18 protein-coding genes are annotated in these 20,654 nt (G+C 65.7%); 6 read left to right on the forward strand and 12 right to left on the reverse strand.

Translation table 11 applies throughout. The features are described 5' to 3' along the window. The first annotated feature begins 309 nt into the window (after positions 1–309). Together FCF25_RS06010 and FCF25_RS06015 are read left to right on the forward strand one after the other, a co-directional pair. Positions 310–1,614 (forward strand): glycosyltransferase family 4 protein, encoded by a 1,305-nt coding sequence (locus FCF25_RS06010; RefSeq protein ID WP_137047693.1) that lies wholly within the window; start codon positions 310–312, stop codon positions 1,612–1,614. Between the two features lie 78 nt (positions 1,615–1,692). Then, entirely contained in the window at positions 1,693–3,060 is a 1,368-nt protein-coding gene (locus FCF25_RS06015; RefSeq protein WP_137049366.1) for a polysaccharide deacetylase family protein, read from the forward strand. Between the two features lie 211 nt (positions 3,061–3,271). Here the strand turns inward: FCF25_RS06015 and FCF25_RS06020 are convergent, their stop codons facing one another. The 10 genes from FCF25_RS06020 to FCF25_RS06065 form a co-directional block, all read right to left on the reverse strand. After that, positions 3,272–4,810, reverse strand: coding sequence for a right-handed parallel beta-helix repeat-containing protein (locus tag FCF25_RS06020; protein WP_137047695.1), 1,539 nt, complete (start codon positions 4,808–4,810; stop codon positions 3,272–3,274). Positions 4,811–4,953: 143 nt separating this feature from the next. Beyond that, positions 4,954–7,395, reverse strand: coding sequence for a flippase (locus FCF25_RS06025; protein ID WP_137047697.1), 2,442 nt, complete (start codon positions 7,393–7,395; stop codon positions 4,954–4,956). Positions 7,396–7,602: 207 nt separating this feature from the next. Beyond that, the gene (locus tag FCF25_RS06030) at positions 7,603–9,204 is read right to left on the reverse strand and encodes a right-handed parallel beta-helix repeat-containing protein (RefSeq protein ID WP_217353097.1); all 1,602 of its coding nucleotides are present in this window, start codon (positions 9,202–9,204) and stop codon (positions 7,603–7,605) included. A 513-nt stretch (positions 9,205–9,717) separates the two neighbouring features. Beyond that, on the reverse strand, positions 9,718–10,479 hold the full coding sequence (locus tag FCF25_RS06035) for a helix-turn-helix domain-containing protein (protein ID WP_137047698.1): 762 nt from the start codon (positions 10,477–10,479) through the stop codon (positions 9,718–9,720). A gap of 215 nt (positions 10,480–10,694) precedes the next feature. Next, positions 10,695–11,243, reverse strand: coding sequence for a metal-dependent hydrolase (locus FCF25_RS06040; RefSeq protein ID WP_137047700.1), 549 nt, complete (start codon positions 11,241–11,243; stop codon positions 10,695–10,697). Positions 11,244–11,497: 254 nt separating this feature from the next. Beyond that, the gene (locus tag FCF25_RS06045; protein ID WP_117595251.1) at positions 11,498–11,680 is read right to left on the reverse strand and encodes a DUF5786 family protein; all 183 of its coding nucleotides are present in this window, start codon (positions 11,678–11,680) and stop codon (positions 11,498–11,500) included. 62 nt (positions 11,681–11,742) lie between these two features. After that, positions 11,743–12,297: a peptide-methionine (S)-S-oxide reductase MsrA gene (gene msrA, locus FCF25_RS06050; protein WP_137047701.1), complete on the reverse strand. Its 555-nt coding sequence runs from the start codon at positions 12,295–12,297 to the stop codon at positions 11,743–11,745. Positions 12,298–12,376: 79 nt separating this feature from the next. Next, positions 12,377–13,225: an aldo/keto reductase gene (locus FCF25_RS06055; protein ID WP_117595352.1), complete on the reverse strand. Its 849-nt coding sequence runs from the start codon at positions 13,223–13,225 to the stop codon at positions 12,377–12,379. A 190-nt stretch (positions 13,226–13,415) separates the two neighbouring features. Then, positions 13,416–14,090, reverse strand: a complete 675-nt coding sequence (locus tag FCF25_RS06060; protein WP_137047703.1) for a DUF4166 domain-containing protein — start codon at positions 14,088–14,090, stop codon at positions 13,416–13,418. Next, positions 14,087–14,476, reverse strand: a complete 390-nt coding sequence (locus FCF25_RS06065) for a MaoC/PaaZ C-terminal domain-containing protein (RefSeq protein WP_137047705.1) — start codon at positions 14,474–14,476, stop codon at positions 14,087–14,089. The genes FCF25_RS06060 and FCF25_RS06065 overlap by 4 nt, the downstream gene beginning before the upstream one ends. Positions 14,477–14,772: 296 nt before the next feature. On the opposite strand from FCF25_RS06065, the gene FCF25_RS06070 reads away from it, so the two are divergent. Beyond that, entirely contained in the window at positions 14,773–15,876 is a 1,104-nt protein-coding gene (locus FCF25_RS06070; protein ID WP_137047707.1) for a site-specific integrase, read from the forward strand. Here FCF25_RS06070 and FCF25_RS06075 read toward each other — a convergent pair. Next, entirely contained in the window at positions 15,873–16,103 is a 231-nt protein-coding gene (locus tag FCF25_RS06075) for a hypothetical protein (RefSeq protein WP_117595256.1), read from the reverse strand. The two genes, FCF25_RS06070 and FCF25_RS06075, sit on opposite strands and share 4 nt — an antisense overlap. Before the next feature lie 411 nt (positions 16,104–16,514). Between FCF25_RS06075 and FCF25_RS06080 the strand changes: the two genes are divergently transcribed. From FCF25_RS06080 to FCF25_RS06090, 3 genes are all read left to right on the forward strand, one after another. Beyond that, entirely contained in the window at positions 16,515–17,366 is an 852-nt protein-coding gene (locus FCF25_RS06080; RefSeq protein ID WP_137047709.1) for a ParA family protein, read from the forward strand. Beyond that, positions 17,359–17,796: a hypothetical protein gene (locus tag FCF25_RS06085; RefSeq protein WP_117595258.1), complete on the forward strand. Its 438-nt coding sequence runs from the start codon at positions 17,359–17,361 to the stop codon at positions 17,794–17,796. Before FCF25_RS06080 ends, FCF25_RS06085 begins: the two co-directional genes overlap by 8 nt. 133 nt (positions 17,797–17,929) lie before the next feature. After that, entirely contained in the window at positions 17,930–18,451 is a 522-nt protein-coding gene (locus FCF25_RS06090) for a ferritin-like domain-containing protein (protein ID WP_117595259.1), read from the forward strand. A gap of 84 nt (positions 18,452–18,535) precedes the next feature. On the opposite strand, the gene FCF25_RS06095 is transcribed toward FCF25_RS06090, so the two are convergent. After that, positions 18,536–20,566, reverse strand: coding sequence for a bacterio-opsin activator domain-containing protein (locus FCF25_RS06095; protein WP_117595260.1), 2,031 nt, complete (start codon positions 20,564–20,566; stop codon positions 18,536–18,538). Positions 20,567–20,654: the final 88 nt, after the last annotated feature.

Raw genomic sequence — 20,654 nt, forward strand, 5'->3', positions numbered from 1 at the left:
CGCCGTCTCGAACGCGAACGCGGCCTTACCGAGTTCATAATAATCCACTTTGAGCCCACAGTATCTCCTCGATGACCACTCCGCCTCTCCAGCGTCGCGCGTGCGCATCGGTCGCACCGAACTCGCGTCGACGCCGTCGGGACCAGTCCCCGGTGACGACCCGTGGGTGACCGCGACCGGACGCGGGACCCGGCCGCGACGTCGAACCCGACCGCGACATCAGACTCCGCTACGACGTCGGACTCGACCGCGGCGTCGGACTCGGCTACGGCGTCGGACTCGGCCACGACGCCCGACGAACGGCTCGACGTGGGGTTTCTCCCCGTCGAGGTCCCAGGTCTGGACGGAACCGGCGCGACGTACACCGCGGCCCTCCTCATCCGCGAACTCTCGAAACACCACGATCTGACGGTGTACGTCGTCAGCCAACGGACCGCCGACCGCTCGCGGTTACCCGCGACCGACCGCGTCGATTACGTCGTCCGCGACGACCTCCCGAAACTACCGCACCCGCTGCTGGCGAAAATCGGCGTCGTCGAGGATCTCACCGACCGACTGGAGCGACACGACCTCGTCCACTCGTACTCGACGGGGTTCATCGAGCCGCTGTCCGCGCTCTCGACCCCCACGATCGTGACGCTGAACTCCTACCAGCCGGTCTGTCCGAAGGGCGACATGATGTGGATGGACCGCGAGAAGTGCGGCGGGCCGGGCCGAGCGAAGTGTACGGCCTGTATCGCCGGGAGCGCCTACACCCGCAAGTCGGGGGTCGAGACGACGCTTCGCTCGTCCTACGACTCGCTGGCGAAAGTCGAGTTCGTCCAAAAGTCCATCGCCGCGCGCGAGGGTATCTCGGCGTACCACCTGCTGTCGCCGCACCAGCGCGACGACTACGCCGAGTTCGGCTTCCCCGAGGAGCGTCTCAGAGTGATTCCGCACTTCGACAGCGACGAGTTCGCCGTCTCCGACCCCGCGGCGTACAAACGCGACGGCGACCCCGACCTCGGCCGCGGCGACGACGACCCGTTCACGCTGCTGGCCGTCGGCGCGTTCAAGTACGTCAAGGGGTTTCAGGTGCTGCTCCGGGCGCTGCCCTCGATACTCGACGACGGCCACGACGTGCGCGTCCGCATCGCCGGGGCCGGACCGTACGGTGACGCGCTCCGCTCGCTATCGACGGAGTTGGGCGTCGACGAGCACGTCGAGTGGCTCGGGTTCGTCGACCACGACGACCTGCCCGCGGAGTACGCCGCCGCCGACGCGTTCGTCTACCCCGGCCTGCTCGACGAACCGTTCGGCCGCGTCTTCCTCGAAGCGCTGTCGAGCGGAACGCCCGTACTCTCCTCGGACGTGGGGAGCACGGACTTCGTCGTCGGCGACGCCGGCGTCCGGTTCGAGTCCGACGACCCCGAGTCGCTCGCGCGTGCGTTCGGACGCCTTCGCGAGGGGTACGACGGCCACCGAGCGGCGATTCCGGACCAGTTGGCGCGCTTTTCGCGCGAACGCGTCGTCTCGGAGTTCCTGTCGCTGTACGCCGACGTCCGGGCGGGACGGCCTCCGACCGAACGGACTGAAACGTTCGAAACGGAGCGAACGGTCGTTCGCACCGATTAGCGCGTCGGTAAGCCGAGTCGACGGGGGCGCATAGCGGATTCATAGTAATGCACTGGGTTTGCGAAGTGGGAGGTACAGATGAAGGACGACAGTCGAAGCCGAAGACGGTTCCTCCAGACCACAGGTGCGGCCGGCTTAGCCGGCCTCGTCGCCGTCGCGGGTTGCAGCGGCCAGTCGCCCGACGACGCTAACGACTCCGCCGCCAACGGGACGACCCAGAGCGCGAATCAGACCGCGGGCGACGACGCGGCGACCGACGAACCGACCGAGACCGAAGAGCCGGCCGACGAGGCCGCGGAGGTCGAGACGACCTACAAGAGCCGCGAGAAGTACAACAAGCCGGGCGAGCTGCTCGACGACTTCACCGACCTCTCGGCGTGGTTCTCGAACGCGGGCGAGATGAAGTCGTCCTCCAAACACGCCTTCAGAGGCGATTCGAGCGCGAAGATCACCGGCAAAGACGGCGAAAACGCCAGCATCGAGCGCTCGTTCGAGAACAACCGCGACCTCACGAAGAAGGATTTCTCGCTCGCGCTGCGCACGACGACGCCCTCGAAGTTCGCGCTGTTCGTCTACCTCCGCGACCCCTTCGGCAACTACGCGGTGCTCGAACTGCGGAACATCTCGATGGAGACCCCCGACGTGGGCTGGTTCCGCACGGCGCCCGGCGTCTACGAGACGAGCAAGACGCCGCCGGACCTCACACAGATCAACCGCATCGAAATCGTCGCCAACAACGCCACCAGCGACGATATCGAGGTGTGGGTCGACGACCTCCGCATCCACGACAAGCCCGACAAAGGGTACATCGTCTTCAGTTGGGACGACGGGCGCAAGAGCTACTATAACGACGCTGCGCCGCTGCACGACGAGTTCGACATGCCGGCCGTCCAGGCCGCAGTCCCGCGATTCGTCGGACAGAACAAGTTCATGACGCTCGGTGAACTGAAGGAGCGCCACGAGGCGGGCGACGAGATCGTCGCCCACGAGAGCATCAGGAACCGCTTCCACGCCCTATCGGGCGACGAACTCCAGCAGACGCTCCAGCAGAACAAGCAGTGGCTGCTGGGTCACGGCTTCGAGAGTTCCAACTTCGTCGTCTACCCCGGCAACGACTACGACGCGACGGCGCTCGACGTCGTCAACAAGTACCACTACATGGGCGGAATGAACCAGTCGTTCGACCTGAACACGACGAGTCCGTACGCGTTCGACCCGCTCGTGCTACCCCGAACCGTCGGTCACGACCTGAACATCGCCAAGCGGGTCGTCGACCAGTGTGCGAAACACCAGAACGTGGGTATCCTCAACTTCCACGACTTCAACAACGACAACACGATGAACAAGAGCGACTACAAGAAGCTCCTCGAACACGTCGACCAGAAAGACGGTGTCGAGGTCATCAACTTCTCCGAGCTCTGGAAGCTCCGGAAGTCCGCACCGTAACTCGGCTTCACTGCGACCCGTCGCTCGCGCTCCGTCGGCTCTACGGTCCCCGTCTCGGTCAGACGCGAAACGGACCGACGCGCCGCTTCCGTTTCTCTTCGACTCCCGGTTTCCGATTCTCTGTTCGTGCAGCCTCGATACGGTGTCGTATCCGGGAACAGTGTCGACGAGCGACCCCGAAGCGTAGACACACCACACCGCGACGACCGACTTACGGGTACTCGTTGAGATACGTTCGCAGTCCCGCGGAACCGCGGTCCTCGATGCCGTTTTCGAGGACGCTCTCCTTGATCGTCACGCCGCTGCTCTGGTCGTAGAGCTGGACCGCTTCCCTGCCGCCGGTCGACCCGGCCGTGAGTTCCTCCATCCAGGTGTCGTCGCCGACGTTGACGACCGGATAGCCGCCGGAGATGTACCGGCCGCCGTAGAGGAAGCAGTCGTCACCGGTGAGTTCGATGCCGTGGCGGTATCGCGTGCTTATCTGGTCGATGGTGACCGCGCGAATCTGGGTGTTGTCCCGGTCGGCGCGAATCGCCGCGCGAGCGGTGTCGTCGCCGACGCTGCCGGTGAACGTGCAGTACTCGGCGACGGCGCGCTCGGAGTTCGAGCCGGCCTTCGTCCAGAGACCGTAGCCGCCCGGAGTCCGCTGTTCGATGTCGCTGTGGAGGAGCACCGTCTCGCCCGCCTCCGGGGAGACGACGACGCCGTGGTTCGGTTCGTCGCCGTCGACGCTGATGGAGAGTCCCGAGAGCCACGCGGAGTCGGCGCTGTTCTGCACCGAGACGGCCGCGCCGTTGGCCGCGTCGAGTCGAATCGTCGTGTCGAACACCGACAGCCCCGACCCGTTTTCGAGGCGGATACCCCGTTGGTTGACGTCGTACTCGCGGTTTCGGTCGACGACGACCGTCGCGCCGCGGACGTAGCTGTTCTGTCCGGCGAGGCGGATGCTCGCCGCCCTGCTGTTTCGGTACTCGCCGCCGCGGACGACGACCTGACCGTCGTCGTCGGAGACGTAGAGGCCGTTGTCGGGGAAGCCGCCGAGTTCGCAGTCGCGGAACTCGATGGTTCCGCGGTGGTTCACGTCGACGATGATGCCGGTCGGACCCCACCGGAGGTCGCCGGGCGTCCGCGCCGAATACGTACCGCCGTCGGGCGCACGGAAGTTCTCGACGAGACCCGAGCCCGACGAGCTGGTGATGTTGAACAGTCCCGGCCCCCACGTGCCGCTGTCGTGCTCGCCGACGACGTCGACGTCGCGGACGACGAGGCCGTCGTCGACTTCGACGTGGAAGGCGCGAATACCCGTGTCGGCGGCGGTCTGGTCGATGGTGAAGTTCTCGATGTGGAGGTCGACGCCCGGGTCGTAGTCGACACCGAGCCGGAAGAGGCGGTACTGGGGGCCGTCGAACTCCTCGTAGCTCGCCGGGACGATAGTCGCGCCGTTGCTGGCGAGTCCGAAGTTCGAAAAGCCGGTGAAGCGGAACTGCTCGTCCATGTAGTAGCGGCCCGGCGGGAACTTGACGAGCGTGTCGTCGTCGGCTACCTCGCGGAGAACCGGCGTAATCGACTCACCCCCCTCCGGGTCGGCTCCGGCGTCGACGATGTCGACGACGGTTCCGTAGTCGTCGTTCAGCGAGTGTGTCGCAGCGGCGGTGCCCGAAGACGATGCGATGCCGAGGGCAGCGGCCCCGGCCAGTGAGAGATACGAGCGACGATTCAGTTGCCTGTTTCGAGAGTTATCGGTAGGCACGTCTATCACGCACTGCTGAGTGTGTTTTATTACCACCCGGCTAACAGTGCGGAAACCGTACTACAACACTCGAAACAGTCGAAACACGCGTGTTTTGAGTATTTGTGTCTACTATAATATGGTTTGAAAGAAAACGAGAGGGCTCAGAACGGCGATGCCGATCGGAACGTCAAGAGCGCCCCGAACAGGTCGCCAACGTCGGTCGTCTCGGTCGTCGAGTTGGTCGAGTTGGTCGAGTCGGTCGTCGAATCGGTAGACGACGTCTCGGTCGACTCGGTCGTCTCGGTCGTCTCGGTCGTCGAGTCAGTCGATTCGGTCGTTTCGGTCGACGTCGATGTGGTGGTCGTTTCCGACGGCGTCGACGTGGTGGTCGTCTCAGTCGGTGTCGACGTGGTCGTCTCTGTCGGTTCCGACGTGGTGGTCGTTTCCGTCGGCGTTGACGTGGTTGTCTCAGTCGGCGTTGACGTGGTCGTCTCAGTCGGTGCCGACGTGGTAGTTGTCTCCGTCGGTGCCGACGTGGTAGTTGTCTCCGTCGGCGTCGATGTGGTGGTCGTTTCCGTCGGCGTCGACGTGGTGGTCGTCTCGTTCGGCGTCGAGGTAGTGGTCTCTGTCGGTTCCGACGTAGTGGTCGTCTCCGTCGGGGTATCCGACTGACCGTCGTCGTCACTATCGCTGTCTCCGTCGTCGCTGTCTCCGTCGTCGCTGTCGCCGTCGTCGTCGTCGTCACCACCGCCGAACCAGTCGCCGATACCGCCGTCGTCGTCACCGCCGCCGTCTTCGGGCGTCTGTGTCGTTGTCGACGCGTTCGAGTCGTTCGGCCCGTCCGTGGTGTTCGTCCCGGTCTGGTCGCCGTCGTCGCCGGCGGTCGACTCGTTGGACGTGTCCGGAGTGGGTGTCGGCGTCGGTGTCGGCGTTTCCGTAGTGTTGCTGTAGTCGGGCATCGACGGACCATCGTCGTCGTCGCCGACGATGCCCACGTCAGCGAGGACGACGCCGCCGGCGGCGACGAACAGCAGCAGTCCAGCGACGAACATGCTCCGCTGCATCACGTTCTTCCCCCCGTCGGTGACGAGGCGGGCGTGCCGCCAGTAGAGGTTGTCACCGGCCTTACCGACGGGGCCGGGGAACTCGGCGAGTAGTTCGAGGACCTCGCCGACGCCGAGCGCGCCGGTGAGACACGCGACGCAGACGAAAAGCAGCAGTCCGACCGGCGGAACGACGACCAGCGAGAGGAGATCGTTACCGACGAGCGACGGCAACACGAGCACAAGCGGCGCGGCGACGCCGATAGTGGCGAGACTTCGGAAGAGGCGAGCCTCCGAGACGGGGTCGAAGCCGACCTTCTTCGCACTCCAGAGGTGAAAGAGGAACATCGTCCCGTAGCCGACGCTGGTGGCGACGGCCGCCCCGCGCATCCCGAACTGCGGGATGAGCGCGACGTTGAGCGCGACGTTGATGGCCGCCGCCGCGCCCGTCGCGGCGACCGGGAACTTCATCGTCCCGTTGCCCTGCGCGACGGCGAGAATCGGCCGCGCGACGGCGAATCCGACGGTCCCCGGCAGAAGCAGGATGAGCGGGATGACCGCGTTGACGAACTCCTCGCCGAGGTAGAGCGGGACGACGACCGGAGCGAGCGCCGCGAGGCCGAGCGCCATGATACCCGTAAAGAGGAGCGTGTAGCGCGTCGTCCGCGCGGTGAGTTTCGAGATGCGCTCGGTCTGTCCCTTCGACCACATCTCGGAGGTGGAGTGGACGAAGACGGTCTGGAAGGCGATAGGGGCGAACCAGAGGAACTCCGCGATGGCGAGCGCGCCCTTGTAGTGGCCGACGACGGCGTTCGGCTCCCAGTACTGCAGCATCAGGATGTCGAGGTGGTACAGCGACATCATGAGCGCCATCAGCACGATGCTCATCCCGTTGAACGTCAGCATCTCGCGGCGCGGTATCGTGGTCGGAGTGCCTTGGAACACCGCCGAGAGCGACACCTGCTTTCCGACCAGCACCAGACCGATGAGGCCGACGACGATGCCGGAGACGAGATGCCCGATGAGCGCCCCGAGGACGCCGTGGCCGAGGACGACCAGCGAGACGCCGACGCCGATGAACAGGAGCGAGTCGAGAACTCGCAGCGGCTCGGAGTACTCCTCGAGACCGAACCCCATCAGCGTCCGACGGGTGTAGGCGCGGAACTGCGCGGCGACGACCAGTCCGGCGAGAACCGCCGCGTACTGGACGAACGTGTCGCCGAACAGCGCGCCGCCGAGGCCGGTCTCGGCGAGGACGAGCACCGTGCCGCTACCGACCAGCGCGAGCACGATGGCGACGCGGAAGTAGAAGCCGACGACTGCGTCCTCCCAGTTGGGGTCGTCGCGGTCCTCGGCGATGTACTTGCGGACGCCGTCGGTGACGCCGGAACTGACGAAGATCATCAACAGCGCGAACACCGACAGGAGCGTCGTGTACGCGCCGACGTTCGCGTCGCCGAGTTCGCGGTACAGAAGCGGCGTCGTCGCCGCACCGATGATGAGCGTGGCGACGCGACTGCCGCCCACCGAGAGGATACCTTTCAGAATCGACCGATCCATCAGCCGCTCACCGGATAGCGATGTGAGAGACGTCTGGCAGGGGCGATGCTGTGGAGGCGCAGTGACATGGTCGCCACTCGGCGCTCCGGGGTGATTATTATAGAGACGCTATGCGGGTCTACCGCCGGAATTCGGGCGGCCGTAAGCTGTCGGCGTCCATAGCCGAGGTGACCGCTGCTCAGTTTATTTAGTTCTCGTCACTCGACGTTAGAACTCGTTACCCCACGCGCGCAACTCGTCTTCGCTCTTGTCGTAGATGCCGTTGGCGAGCGTGCTCTGTTTGATGTAGGCGTCGCGGCTGGGGTCGTACAGATACAGCGCGTAGTAGCCGTCGGCGGACTCGGCATAGGTTCCCTCGACGCGGAGGCCGTCGCCGTAGTTACAGATCGGTCGCTCGCTCGCCACGTACTCGCCGCCGTATATCTTGCAGTCGTCGGCGACGTTCTCCACGGCGCGGCGGTGCGGCGCGCCCGTCTGGTCGACGGTCACCATCGAGAGCCGCACGTTATCTCGCGCACAGAAGATGGCCGAGCGTGCGCCCTCGTCGCCCACGTCCCCGGTTATCTTCACGTTCTCGCAGTTCACCCGCGCCGTCCGGGTGCTGTCGGCGAGTTTGATGCCGTATCCGCCGGGGGTGTTCATGTCGATGGCCGTGCGGTAGATAGTGGTCTCGCCCGCCTCCGGGGAGACGACGATACCGTGTTTCACTCTGTCGCCGGCCATCGAGATGCGAACGTCCTGAATCCACGTCGACTCGCAGGTGTTCATCACCGTCAGCGCGTGACCGTTGACCGACGGGATGCGGATGTCGGTGTCGCGAACCGAGAGATCCGTACCGTTCTCGAGGCGAATCGCCCGCTGGTTGACGTCCTGGGGGCGGTTGTCGTCGACGATGACCGTCGCGTTTCGAATCTCGCTTCCCTCGCCGCCGAGGCGGATGTTGGCGGTGTCGCTGTTCTTGTACAGGCCGCCGTCGACGACGATTTTTCCGGTCCCCCCGGAGGCGTACAGGCCGTTGTCGGGGAACCCGCCGAGTTCGCAGTCCCTGAACGTCAACTCACCGTGGTTGTGGACGTTCGCGACGATGCCGCTCGGCCCCTTCCAGAGGTTGCCGTCGTTGGGGGTTTCGTCGACCCACGCGCCGCCGTCGGGCGCGCGGAATCGCTCGACGATGCCGACGCCGTCCTCGTCGGTGACGCAGAACCGACCCGGCCCCCATGTCCCGCTGTCGTGGTGGCCGATAACGTCGACGTCGCGGACCTGCAGCCGCTTCGACGCCAGCGCGTCGATGACGCGGATGCCCGTGTCGTCGGCGGTGAAGTCGACCTCGAACCCCTCGAATCTGATGTCCGTACCCGGAGCGTAGTGGACTCCCAGTCGGAAGAGCCGGTACTGCGGTCCCTCGAAATCGTGGTAGTTCGCCGGAACGAGCGTCGCGTCGTTGCCGACGAGACCGAACTGCTCGAAGCCCGAGAACCGGAACTGCCGGTCCATCAGGTAGCGACCCGGCGGGAAGACGAGGAGTGTGTTGTCTCCGCGGAGACGCTCCAAAACGTCGTTTATCGGCTGTCCGCCCGTGTTGTCGGCGCCGGCCTCGACCACGTCGTACACGCGGTCGTACTCCGCGAAGAGGTCGGTCGTATCGGACGAAGACGCCGCGCCGACCCCGGTTCCCAGCCGGACGCCGGCCCCGGCGACCCCCACGCCGAGAACGCCTTTGAGATAGCCGCGTCGCGTTCGGTTCGTCGCGTCGTCGTCGTTTGCTTCTACTGTCGCTTCGTCACCGCAGATGTACATATTGTTCGCCATGGTGTGTCACCCGTCGCACCCCCATCCTCGAAAACGGTGTTTGACCCCCCGTTATCGTGCCCCTAACGTGGTCATCATTTTGGTAGGTGTGCAACGTTCGTGGAAACAATACAGAACAATCAGTTCTAATAAACAGTCGTTCATCACTGTAGGTTTTAAGTATAGGATGACGATAACGATCGATTAACCGGAGATTACTGACCTCCAAATCGACAGCAGTCCGCGCTTCTCACTCGACGCGTCGACGGCAGGGGTCTCCTCCGGTTTCGGACCGACGGCCCAGCGAGTTATGAGCTTGCTAAACGGTCTCTCGCGGTGTTTTTCGGGAGTTTGGCTGATTCGAGCGCCCGGGGGCGGCCGGCGGTCCGAGAGGGGTGAAGAGAGGGTGTGAAACGGGTTTCGTGTCAAAAGTCACATCATCGGCTCGACTTCGGTGAGAACGCCTCCGCGTCGACGGTTTCGGGTTCGTGTCGAACGGCTTCGTCGGGTCGAACCGCTTCGTCGAGACGACGGTCACGAATCGGGGTCGAAGACGGGGGAGACGAGCGTGTTTCCGACGAGGGTTCCGGTACCGCGACGGAGCTGTTGGGAGACCGCAGACGGGGAGACGCCGAACCGGTCGGCCAACTCGTTTTGCGAACTCCGTCGCGGAACGTCGTAGTAGCCCATCTCGTGGGCGGCTCGGAGCAGCCGTTGCTGGTCGTCCGTGAGACCGTACCGCGTAGCGCCACCCTGGCCGTTGTCCGCGTCGGGGCTGTACAGTTGGCGGACGCGGAACTCGACGTCGTTCTCGCGGCAGCGAGCGCTCAGCTTCGAGAGGATCTTTCGACCGGGGAGACGCATGCGGACGTGCCACCCGCCGCTGTTGTTCTCGGCGGTCGTCACCGACGCGCCGAGCGCCTCAGGGATCTGCGTGGGCCACCGCGCCGAGTCGCCCAGTCCGACGCGGTACGTCCGGTAGTTCGGATCGACGCCGACGAGCGTCGGGTCGTCGACGGTCGGGTCGTCGACGAGCGCGCGCTCGAACTCGTCGTAATCGACGTTCGCGGCGGTGAAAAACAGCGTTCGGCGGCCGCGGTACGTCGTCTGCGACTGCGGCCGAACGGTCGCTTCGGAGACGGCGTCGAGTGTCGGACACAGCAGGATAGAGGGGTGTGCGAGGTACGCTTCGACGACGAGCCCGTAGCGATCGGTCTCGAGGCCGGACGCCGTCGTCGGCCCGTCGGTTCGCCGCCCGTGACGGTCGTCGGGGTCGCCGTCCATGCTCAGCGGCACGGGAGCGCCCACCTGCGGAGACGGGACCTGCTCGTCGACGGCGTCGCCGCCTTCACCGGCGCTATCGTGGGGTGAGAGTGGACCCTCATGCTAGCGGAGTACTGGGGACGGAACTCAGATAAACCCAAAGCTCCGTTTCGATTGTTTCTCCACCGGAGAGCGGCTTTAGCAACGATATAAGCACTCAGAGTTCGGTCGCCGCCGACCGCCGTGCGTCATCGACGCGACTGCGCCGCGGCCGACCGGGGCCGTCGGCGTCGCTCCGCGACGAACAGCCCGAGAGCGAGAACGCAGACGACCAGTTCGACCGGGAACGACGGCGAGGAGAGGTAGCGGACGACGTACCCCTCGGAGAGAAACGGTATCGCCGACAGGAGCGTGTCCGTGTATCCCGGTATCGACCCGTCGACCATCGGATTCGACCAGTGCGTCACTGGCCACCCCAGCATTCCGGCGGCGTGCGCCCCACGTCCGTCGAGCGTCAACTGGAGGAGGTCGGCACCGAGATGCGAGAGCCACCCGGCGGCGAAGGCGACGCCCGCTCGGCGGGTCGCCTCGTCGACGACGACGCGCAGCGTCGCTCCGACGAGGACGAGCCCGAAAATCGAGTGGGAGACGGTCTGGTAGGCGGGGAGGACGCCGGCGAGTCCGAGCGATTTGTCGACGACGTCGGGGAGCGCAGCGCCCAACAGACACCACCCCAGCGCGAGACGCGCTCGGACGCCGAGGAGGTAGCCGACGGCGAGATGTGCGGGGAACCACATTGGGTTCGCCAAATCCGTTTCCCCGCATAAGCGCACGGATTCCCCTCGATTGGTGACGGGGAACCGACAGACCTCGACGGGGGGCGAGACGGCTGCGGCGAGGGGGTGAGACGATATCGCCGGCGCGGCCGCTCGAGGACTGAAAATTCCGCAGAGCGCGTGAACGCCGTGTACCCCTACCCGTGTTCCCGACACCCTGCGGTCTGTATCATCGTAAATGAACAACCAGTATATAAACGTGTGTCAGACGGGCGTCAGTCGTCGGCGTCGGCGGCCTTGATGTCTTCGAGTTTCGAGAGGAGGTCGTCGGTCGACGCGTCGGAGTCGAACGTCACTTTCCCGTCGTGGTCCTTCTCGTGAACGCTCACGCCCTCGTCCGCGTCGGCGTTCACAGTCTGGTCTCGCTGCTCGGACTCGTCGTAGCTACCAAAACCCATACTTCGAAGTTCGGGCGCCGATACAAAACAGGTGCGGTACGGCGGTGTTCGTGTCAGGGTCGTCAGTCGTCCGCCGGCGGCTGTCTCGCTTTGTCGGCGAACTTCTCTCTGACCTTTCTGATCTTGGGTTCGGCGTTGAACGTGCAGTAGGCGTCGCCGGGATTCTTCTCGTAGTAGTCCTGGTGATTCTCCTCGGCGACGTAGAACTCGCCGAGCGGTTCGATCTCGGTGACGATGGGGTCGTCGAACGCGCCCTCGGCTTCGAGTTCCTCGACGAACGACTCGACGAGGTCGCGCTGCTCGTCGTCGTGATAGTACACCGCAGAGCGGTACTGGGTGCCGACGTCCGGACCCTGTCGGTTGAGCGTCGTCGGGTCGTGGACGGTGAAGAACACCTGCAGGATGTCCTCGTAGCTCAGTTTCTCGGGGTCGTACTCGACCTCGACGGCCTCGGCGTGGCCCGTCTCGCCCGTACAGACCTGTCTGTACGTCGGGTCGGCCACGTCGCCGCCGGTGTAGCCGGAGGTCGCTTCGAGAACGCCGTCGAGTTCCTTCATCGCGGCTTCGATACACCAGAAGCAGCCGCCGGCGAGCGTCGCCGTCTCTGTGTTGCCCATGGGTGAGGTAGGGGCGCGAGGCGTTAAGATGCTACGGAACCGGGAGTCCGGGGAGGTCGCGGTGGAGCGTCGATGCGCGCTACTCGTTCAGCCGCGACAGCTCCTCGTCGGAGAGGTCGATGTGGGTGGCGGCGACGTTGTCGCGGAGGTGCTCGACGCTGGAGGTGCCCGGAATCGGCAGCATCACGTCCGAGCGGTGCAGCAACCACGCGAGCGCAATCTGCTGGGGCGTCGCGTCGTGGGCGTCTGCGATGTCGTCGACGGCGTCGGCTCGGTCGCCGAGGTCACCCGCGCCGAGCGGGTACCACGGGATGAAGCCGATGCCGGCGTCCTCGCAGGCGTCGAGTACGTCCTCCTGCTCTCTGTCGCCCACGTTGAACCGGTTCTGGACGGTTGCGATATCGACGATGTCGCGGGCGGTGTCGAGTTGCTCGACGGAGACGTTGCTGAGGCCGACGTGGCCGATTTTCCCCTCGTCCTTCAACTCGGCGAGCGCCCGTACCGACTCCTCGAAGTCGACGTCGGGGTCCGGGCGGTGGAGCTGGTAGAGGTCGATGCTGTCGACGCGGAGTCGGTCGAGGCTCCCCAGAATCGCGTTCCGGAGGTAGTCGGGGTCGCCGTTCGGAAGCCAGTCGCCGTCGTCGTTCCGAAGCAGGCCGCCCTTGGTGGCGACGACGAGGTCGTCGGGGTACGGGTGGAGCGCCTCGCCGATGAGTCGCTCGCTGACGACCGGCCCGTAGGAGTCGGCGGTGTCGACGAGGTCGGTGCCCGTCGCGATGACTTCGTGGAGCACGTGACGGGCCTCCTCGGTGTCGTCGGGTTCGCCGATGATGTCGTCGCCGGTGAGACGCATCGCGCCGTAGCCGAGTCTGTGAACGGTGAGTTCGCCGCCGATATCGAACGTGTCGCTTCGGTTTTCGACCGTCATAGAGGGGAAGACGGCCGCGACACAGTAGCCTCTTGTGGCACCGGTACTCTCGCCACCGACCGTCCGACGCACGCGACGCTCGCCCCCCTCGTTGCCGACGCACGCCGATGACCGAACGATTCACCTCGGCGTTCTTCGCGCTCGTGCGCGCGGGGGTCCAGCGGGGAGCCGGACGACCGCCGGTAACTGTTCACCGGGGTGGCAACACGTCGAGTCCGCGCGTCGGTCGAAGGTCGTCCGGGACGGCGTCGAGCGTCCGCCGCTCTTGGCCGAACGCGCCGCGGTAGCTGAGCACGTGGCCCGCGAGCACGTTCTCGACGACGGCGTCGACGTGGTATCGCTCGTCGGCGTCGTCGTACCGGTCGCGGACCTCGACGTTCGCGGCGAGCGGTCCGGGGAGTCGGGCGTATCGCTCGCCGCGTCGAACCCACTGTCGGCCGCTCCCGACGACGAGCGCGCCCGCGTCGACCGAGGGCAGAAGCTCCGAGACGAGGGGACCGTCGGTTCCGAGGAAGTCGAGCAGTCGCTCGTTCTCGTCGTCCCAGACGGTTAGCGAGTCGAACCGTCGCCGTCTCCGACCGAACGAGAACTCCCGAATCGTCGCCAGCGCTTCGCGCCCGGCGTCGTCGCGGAGGCCGACGGTTTTGACGGTGAAGGGGACGTCGTGACCCCCTTCCGGAAACAGGAGATTCCGCGGGGCCATCGCGTACAGCGCCGGGAGGACGTGCGTTCCGCGACTGATGTCCATCTCGCCGCGGCCGACGCAGAGCACGTCGTCGTCGGCATCGAGGGCGTACCGCTCTCTGACCTTCGGGTGGAGGTCGTCGACTCCGTCGCCGAGCGCACGCTCGTAGACGCCGGTCATGGGTTCTCGCCCTTCCAGACGAGTCCCGTGACGGTCCCCGACAGCACGCGTTCGTCCCCGCGCGAGCAGCTCACGTTCGCGACGAGGTCGTACCGGTCGGGCCGCTCCTCGACCGATTCGTAGGTCCACGTGCAGGTGATTCGCTCGCCGGTGTAGACGGGGCGCGAGAAGGTGAACTCCATCGTGTGCGCGAGGACCTCCTGTCGGCCGCCGATCTGCGTGGGGAGCGTCGCCGTCAGCAGTCCGTGAACCATCCGCCGTCCCTCGTCGTCCGGTTCGGTGTGCTGCGGTTGCGTGTCGCCGGAGAGGTCGGCGAAGCGGTCGACCTCCTCGGGCGTGAACGTTCGTTCGACGGTGTAGCTCTCGCCCGGTGTCGGCGGTGTCATCGTTCGATGTACTACGCTCGCGCCGGGGTAAAATGAGAGGGGCCGCTCGGGCAATCCGCGGCTGTGGCGTCGACCTCGGCGCTCGGTACTGACGCGTCCGTCGCGTCGGCCGCGTAGCTCTCGATGCTGCATCCTGTCGAGAGCCCGCATCGCCCGCTGTCACGCTCGGAACTGTCGACCGAGGATTCGTATAGCATCCAGTAGTGTATCAGCCGCGTGACGACCGTACCGGTCCATCGAATCCCGACGGCGAGTCACTGACAGCTATTTACCGATGGGCCCACCAGTGCGAATCGATGCGCGAGGAGGCAGCCATCGAATCGACTATCGAGCGGTATCTCGACGGCGTCGAGGCGGGTAACTCCCGAAAGAACTACCGCTCGGTGTTGACCGAGTGGGCCGCGTGGCTTCGAGAGGAGGCGGGTGTGACCGCAGTCGACGCGGTGACGGTGATGCACTGTCGGCGCTACGCCCGACACCTCAAGCGACTCGTCCGGGAGGGCGACCTCCGAGCGAGCACGGCGAACACCTACTACGCGTACGTCCGAGCGTTTCTCGGATTTTGCGTCGCCGACGAGTTGGCAGGGACGAATCCGGCGAAATCGGCGCGTGCGACCGACGAACTCCCCGAAGACCACGGCGACAGGGACCGCCAGTTCTGGCGCCGTAAACAGCGTGATGCTATACTCAGCTACGTCGACCGGCGAGCCAAGGAGGCGCGAGCGAACGGCTCCGACCGAGAGATCCGTCGAGCGTTCCGGAACAGGGCGCTCGTCTCGCTGCTGGCGCTCTCGGGGGTCCGCGGCGGCGAGGCGTTCGCCGCTGCCGCCGACGAGCGACGAACGGGACTCCGGTGGAGCGACGTCGACGTCGACGCCAACGCCGTTCGGGTGTTCGGGAAATCCCGGGAGTACGAGTACGCACAGCTGCCCGGGCGCGCGAGCGCGGCGCTTCTCGACTACCGCGAGCGCTGTGAACCCGCAGACCCGTCGTGGCCGGTGTTTCCGACCGCTCACGGCCCGTCGCTTCGGCGGGCCGTCGAGACGCAGCTCGGCGAGCGGGGGTGGACCGACGAGGAGATAGACGACCGCTGTTCGGAGGGCCCACTGTCCGCGGTACTCCGCGAAGAACGAGTAACGCCGCCGTCGCTCACGACGAACGGGGCGCGGAGCGTGATGAAACGTCTCTGTGCCGACGCGGGTATCGACGTGCGCGGCGAGTACCTCAAGCCCCACGGCGCGCGACGCGGACTCGGCCACGAACTGTACGCCAACGGCCACGCGGAACTCGCACAGTCGGCGCTCAGACACGCGAGTATCGAGACGACGCACGAGTCGTACTCGGACATCCGTGCGGCCGAGACTGCGAGAGAAGTCGACCGAGTTCTACAGCGCGACTAACCCTCGAAGTCGCCCTCGAGCGTCACGCGGTCCGCCGTCACGTCCGCGACGGAGCCCGAGCCGATGGGGTATCGTTCCTCGTCTGCACCGCTCCACGTGACTTGGACACCCTCGCCGAACCGGAGGTAGAAGCCCTCGTCGGTCACTTCGTCGACGGTCCCGACTTCGTTTCCGTCGTCGTCGTACACCGGCTTGTCGACGTCGTCCTCGGACAGTTGTGACGCCATACCGTACCGGACGGGCGCGAGATGTGAATAACTGATGGCGATTCAGCACTGCGAGCGAGACGGCGATGTCGGCAGTCGGTTAGCGCGGAGAGACGGGGATCGGTGCGACGCTCGTAACCGACGCGTGTCCGAACAGTAACTGACCAGGGCGCACGCGAGCGTCGCGTGCGACGCCGACGGCAACCGGGGACAGAAGAACGTTATTTCGGAACCGAACCGTCCGTGGTCGCCGGGCACACAGTGTGCAAATTGCAGAAATTTCTGAACGTCGTCGGGACGTGGATAACGTTAAGACACGCCGGAGAGACGTGGTGAACCGATGAGACGGTCGACAGTTGGCGCGCGGTGTCCACATCGGAGACAGTGTACAATTTGTAGACGGTTCGGCCAGTCCGGACCGGGTGAGCGTCGATGAGTCGCGCGGTGAGCGTCTCGCTACAGAAAGGCGGCGTCGGCAAGACCACCGTCGCCATCAACCTCGCGGACGCGCTCGCGGCGCGCGGCAACGACGTGCTCCTCGTCGATTTAGACCAGCAGGGGAACGCGACCGAAGGCGTCGGTCTCAAGGAGTGTTACGAGGCCGACGGCCCGCACATCGGCGACGTGCTCACCGAGGACGACCCCGTGGCCATCGACGCGGTGATACACGAACGCGAGGGGTTCGACGTCGTTCCGGCACACGTCGACCTCGACGGCGCCGAAGACCGGGTTCGGAACTCGACGTTCGGCGTGCTGTGGGTCCGCCGACGTATCGTCGAACCGCTTCTCGGCGACCGATACGACTACGTGGTCATCGACTCGCCGCCGAGTCTCGGACCGCTGTCGGACGCGGCGCTCATCGGGTCGGGCAACGTTATCGTCCCGCTTCTGATGAGCGAACCGAGCGTCAGCGGCTTCGAGCGGATGTGGGAGCAACAGATCGTTCCGATCCGCCAGGAGGTCGACCTCGACCTGCTCGCCATCGTGCCGAACGACCTCAGCGGCAACAACGAGGAGAGACGCATCATCCAGGACCTGGAGTCGTCGCCGTTCGCCGAGTACCTCCCCGAGTTCGCCCGGAGCGGCGAGTTCGACGACGCCGACTCTCCGGGCCCCGGCCTGCGCCGACGCATCGCGTTCCGCCGCTCCTGGCGCGACGGAAAGACGCTCCGCGAGTACGAACCGGACAACGACATGGTCGGCCGACTCGACGAACTCGCGCGCGTCGTCGAATCGGGGGCCGTCGACGCCGGCGGGGACGAGGAGGTGACCGCCAGTGCCTGACGGGAACCGGTTCGCGGGACTGAGCGACGCGCTCGGCGACGAGGCGGAGCGCGAGAGCGAGGCCGTCGAGCGCGATGAGACCGACCGACCCGCCGAGACGGTCGGCGACGACGAGGCGACCGACAGCGAGGCGACCGACGGCGAAACGGTCGAGGAGGGGTCGGACTCCGGCCCCGTCGCGTCGGCGTCGACCGACGAGGAGGGCGGACCCGCGTTCTCATTCGAGGAGACGACGCCCAAGAGCGTCTACGTCCGCGACGAGACGCTCGATGCGCTCGAAGACCTGGAGTTCGAGGTGGAGGCCGCGCTCCGCCGCGAGTACGGCGTCCGCGACGTGACCGGACGTGAGTTTCACGACGCGCTGGTGCGCGTCGCCGCCGAGCACGCCGACGACATCGCCGCACTGGTCGTCGAGACGCGCGACCGGTGAGCGCGTGCGCGGTAGCCGTCGCCGAAACCGACGGTCGGTCACACTCGATACACTCGGAGAAGAGACCGTCGGCGCACGCTGACGGTCGACGAACGTTTATCCGCGTCCTCGTGGCGAAACCACGTGCGGAACCATGGCCACAGAAACTCAATCCCTGCAGACGCTTCGAGACCTGTTCGAGTACGAACTCGGCGCGATGTACTACGTGGAGAACCGACTCGTCGACACGCTCGACGAGCTCGCGATGCAGACGCCGAACGAGAACATCAGCCGAGGGTTCGCCGACCACCGCGACGAGACGCGGAAACAGGTCGAACGGCTGGAGCGCGTGTTCGACGCCATCGACCGCGACCCGTTCGAGCACGAGGTACACGCGCTCGACGGCATGCTCCAGGACAAGCAGTCGTTCGACGAGATGGTCGGAGAAGACGAACTCCGCAACGTCCACTATCTCGGTGCCGGAATGAAGACCGAGCGGTTCGAGATAACGAGCTACGAGAGCCTCCAGATGCTCGCCGACAGACTCGACATGGGTAGCGACGTGACCGACCCGCTGGAACAGAACCTCGACGAAGAGCAGCGAACTCTGGACGAACTCCAGACGATGGCGACCGGGTCGAAGCTCAAGGAACTGTTCCAGAAGCTCACCGGCTGAACCGGGTCGTCAGCCGAGCGGTCGGGCGTCGAGCGTCCGGCCCCGGCGGAACGTTTTTCGACACCGCTCGACGTTTCCGGGAGTTCAGTCCGAGCGGTCGGCGCCTTCCAGAGACGCCCCGAGCAGCTGCGAGAGTCCGTTTCGGAGGTGTTCGTGGAACGTCGCGGGAGCGATGCCGAGCCCCTCGGCGATCTCCTCGCCGGTGCTCTCGCGCGGCCAGGTGAAGTAGCCGGCGGCGAACGCCGCTTCGAGAGCGGCCTGCTGTTTGTCCGTGAGTCGCGAGGCCAGCGCCGACTGGAACTGCTTGAGCGTCTGGACGCTGCGCGTCGTCGAGCGCTGGGCGACGAGCTCGGCGTCGGGGTACGCTCGTTGGACCGCGGTGGCGATTTCGCGGATGTCTATCTCGTGGGGCACTTCGGCGACGACGCGGAACTCGCCGTCCTCGACGACGGCCTCTACCACCTGGCCGCCGTACGTCGCCAGTTTCGAGGTGATAGGCGTCTCCGGCGAACGAATCTCGACCAGACAGCCGTCTTCCTGTTCGGAGACGACGCGGGCGTGGTCGACGGAAGGGTCGTCGGTGAGCGCGGCCTGGACCTCCTCCCAGCCCATGCCGTGGACGCGGATGAACTGGATGGCTTTGTCGTCGGCGAGCGGAATCGTCCGCTCGTACGTCACCGTGCAGTCGCTGTCGTCGGTCGCCGCGAACAGCGGGCTGTCGGGGTCGCGCATGACGAACTCCAGTTCGACGACGATGTTGTCTAACAGCGCTTCCTTGCGCTCGATGGCGTTGATGGCGTGGCCGACGATCTCGCGGAGTTGGGCGACTGCGTCGCGTTCCTGACCGGTAAACCCGTGTTCGCGCGACGAGTAGATAGTGAGCACGTCGTACTGGAACTCCTGGAACCCGATGGGGACGGCGGCGACCGAGTGGTAGCCGTTCTCCAGGGCCCACGAGCGCCACTCGCTGTCCGGTTCGTCTTCGACGTCGGTGACGACTTCGACCTCCTGGCTTCGCGTCGCTCGCATCGCCGGGGTACCGTGCTCGACGTCGGTGGCGTCGAACGACTCGGTCTCCGAACTCAGCGAGGCGGCGTCGATGCCGGCGCTGGCGCGCGGCGAAATCGTTCCGCGGGCGCTGTTCACCTCGCCGATCCACGCCGCGTCGTACGACGGGGAGTCGACGAGACGCTCGCAGACGATCTCCTCGACCTCTTCGCGGGTCGACATCGAGACGAGCGCGCTGTTGATTCCCCTGATGACGCGGTTGATCTGGTCGAGCGCCAACAGCTGTTCGCGCTGCTCGCGGAGCTGCTTCTCCCGCCGTTTCCGCTCGGTGATGTCTCGCTGTGAGCCGAGGTAGTGGACGATATCGCCCTGTTCGTCACGGATGGGCACGATCTCGACCTGGTTCCAAAACGGCGTGCCGTCTTTGCGGTAGTTCTTCAGTTCGACGGAGGCGGACTCGCCCTCGTCGACGGCTTCGCGCAGTTGGTCGACCGTCTCGGGGTCGGTCTCTGCGCCCTGGAGAAAGCGACAGTTCTGCCCGATCGCCTCGCTGGCCGTGTAGCCGGTGACCTCCTCGAACCCCTTGTTGACGTAGATGAGCGGGTTGTCGGGACGGTTGGGGTCCGAGAGACAGAGCGCGATGCCGGCGTCGTCCATCGCACGCGTTTTCACCCACAGCTCGCGGTCCCGGATGTCCTGTTCGCTCTCGCTCGGTTGGACACCGACGGAGCCGCGGAACTCCTCGTCCGGCGGCCGCGAGATGAGGTCCAGCGCGAACGAGGCGGTGTCGCCGTCGGCGGTCGATATCTCCGTCTCGACGGTCTCGACCGCGATGGTGTCGGCGTCGAGTAGGCGCTGAATCGCCTCGGCGAGCGCGTCGTTACGCTCGTCGTCGACCGAGCCGTCCTCTCCGGTAGACTGGCTCAACAGTTCGAGCGCGTCGTGGCCGACGAGCTCCTCGCGGGTGTAGCCGGTCGTCTCCAGGAACAGGTCGGTCACCGCGGCGATGGTTCCGTCCGTCTTGAGCCAGATAGTGCAACGGTACGTCGTGTCGGGGGATTCCGAAGCGATTCGACGTGTATCTTCCGGCGTGTTCTGGTGTGACATCTTTAGTGGAGATGTGCGTCGCAAACCGGTGTGATTGGTGTGACGGCGATGTTCGGTGTGGCGGCGATGTTCGGTGTGACAGTGATGT

It is taken from the genome of Haloprofundus sp. MHR1, from assembly GCF_005155585.1.
GTDB lineage: Archaea > Halobacteriota > Halobacteria > Halobacteriales > Haloferacaceae > Haloprofundus > Haloprofundus halophilus.

Coding starts and splice junctions, on each gene's coding strand:
- FCF25_RS06030 (WP_217353097.1), bottom strand. CDS start 9,204: ATGGCGAACAATATGTACATCTGCGGTGACGAAGCGACAGTAGAAGCA.
- msrA (WP_137047701.1), bottom strand. CDS start 12,297: ATGGGCAACACAGAGACGGCGACGCTCGCCGGCGGCTGCTTCTGGTGT.
- FCF25_RS06090 (WP_117595259.1), top strand. CDS start 17,930: ATGGCCACAGAAACTCAATCCCTGCAGACGCTTCGAGACCTGTTCGAG.
- FCF25_RS06075 (WP_117595256.1), bottom strand. CDS start 16,103: ATGGCGTCACAACTGTCCGAGGACGACGTCGACAAGCCGGTGTACGAC.
- FCF25_RS06015 (WP_137049366.1), top strand. CDS start 1,693: ATGAAGGACGACAGTCGAAGCCGAAGACGGTTCCTCCAGACCACAGGT.
- FCF25_RS06080 (WP_137047709.1), top strand. CDS start 16,515: ATGAGTCGCGCGGTGAGCGTCTCGCTACAGAAAGGCGGCGTCGGCAAG.
- FCF25_RS06070 (WP_137047707.1), top strand. CDS start 14,773: ATGCGCGAGGAGGCAGCCATCGAATCGACTATCGAGCGGTATCTCGAC.
- FCF25_RS06065 (WP_137047705.1), bottom strand. CDS start 14,476: ATGACACCGCCGACACCGGGCGAGAGCTACACCGTCGAACGAACGTTC.
- FCF25_RS06055 (WP_117595352.1), bottom strand. CDS start 13,225: ATGACGGTCGAAAACCGAAGCGACACGTTCGATATCGGCGGCGAACTC.
- FCF25_RS06025 (WP_137047697.1), bottom strand. CDS start 7,395: ATGGATCGGTCGATTCTGAAAGGTATCCTCTCGGTGGGCGGCAGTCGC.
- FCF25_RS06040 (WP_137047700.1), bottom strand. CDS start 11,243: ATGTGGTTCCCCGCACATCTCGCCGTCGGCTACCTCCTCGGCGTCCGA.
- FCF25_RS06095 (WP_117595260.1), bottom strand. CDS start 20,566: ATGTCACACCAGAACACGCCGGAAGATACACGTCGAATCGCTTCGGAA.
- FCF25_RS06060 (WP_137047703.1), bottom strand. CDS start 14,090: ATGACCGGCGTCTACGAGCGTGCGCTCGGCGACGGAGTCGACGACCTC.
- FCF25_RS06045 (WP_117595251.1), bottom strand. CDS start 11,680: ATGGGTTTTGGTAGCTACGACGAGTCCGAGCAGCGAGACCAGACTGTG.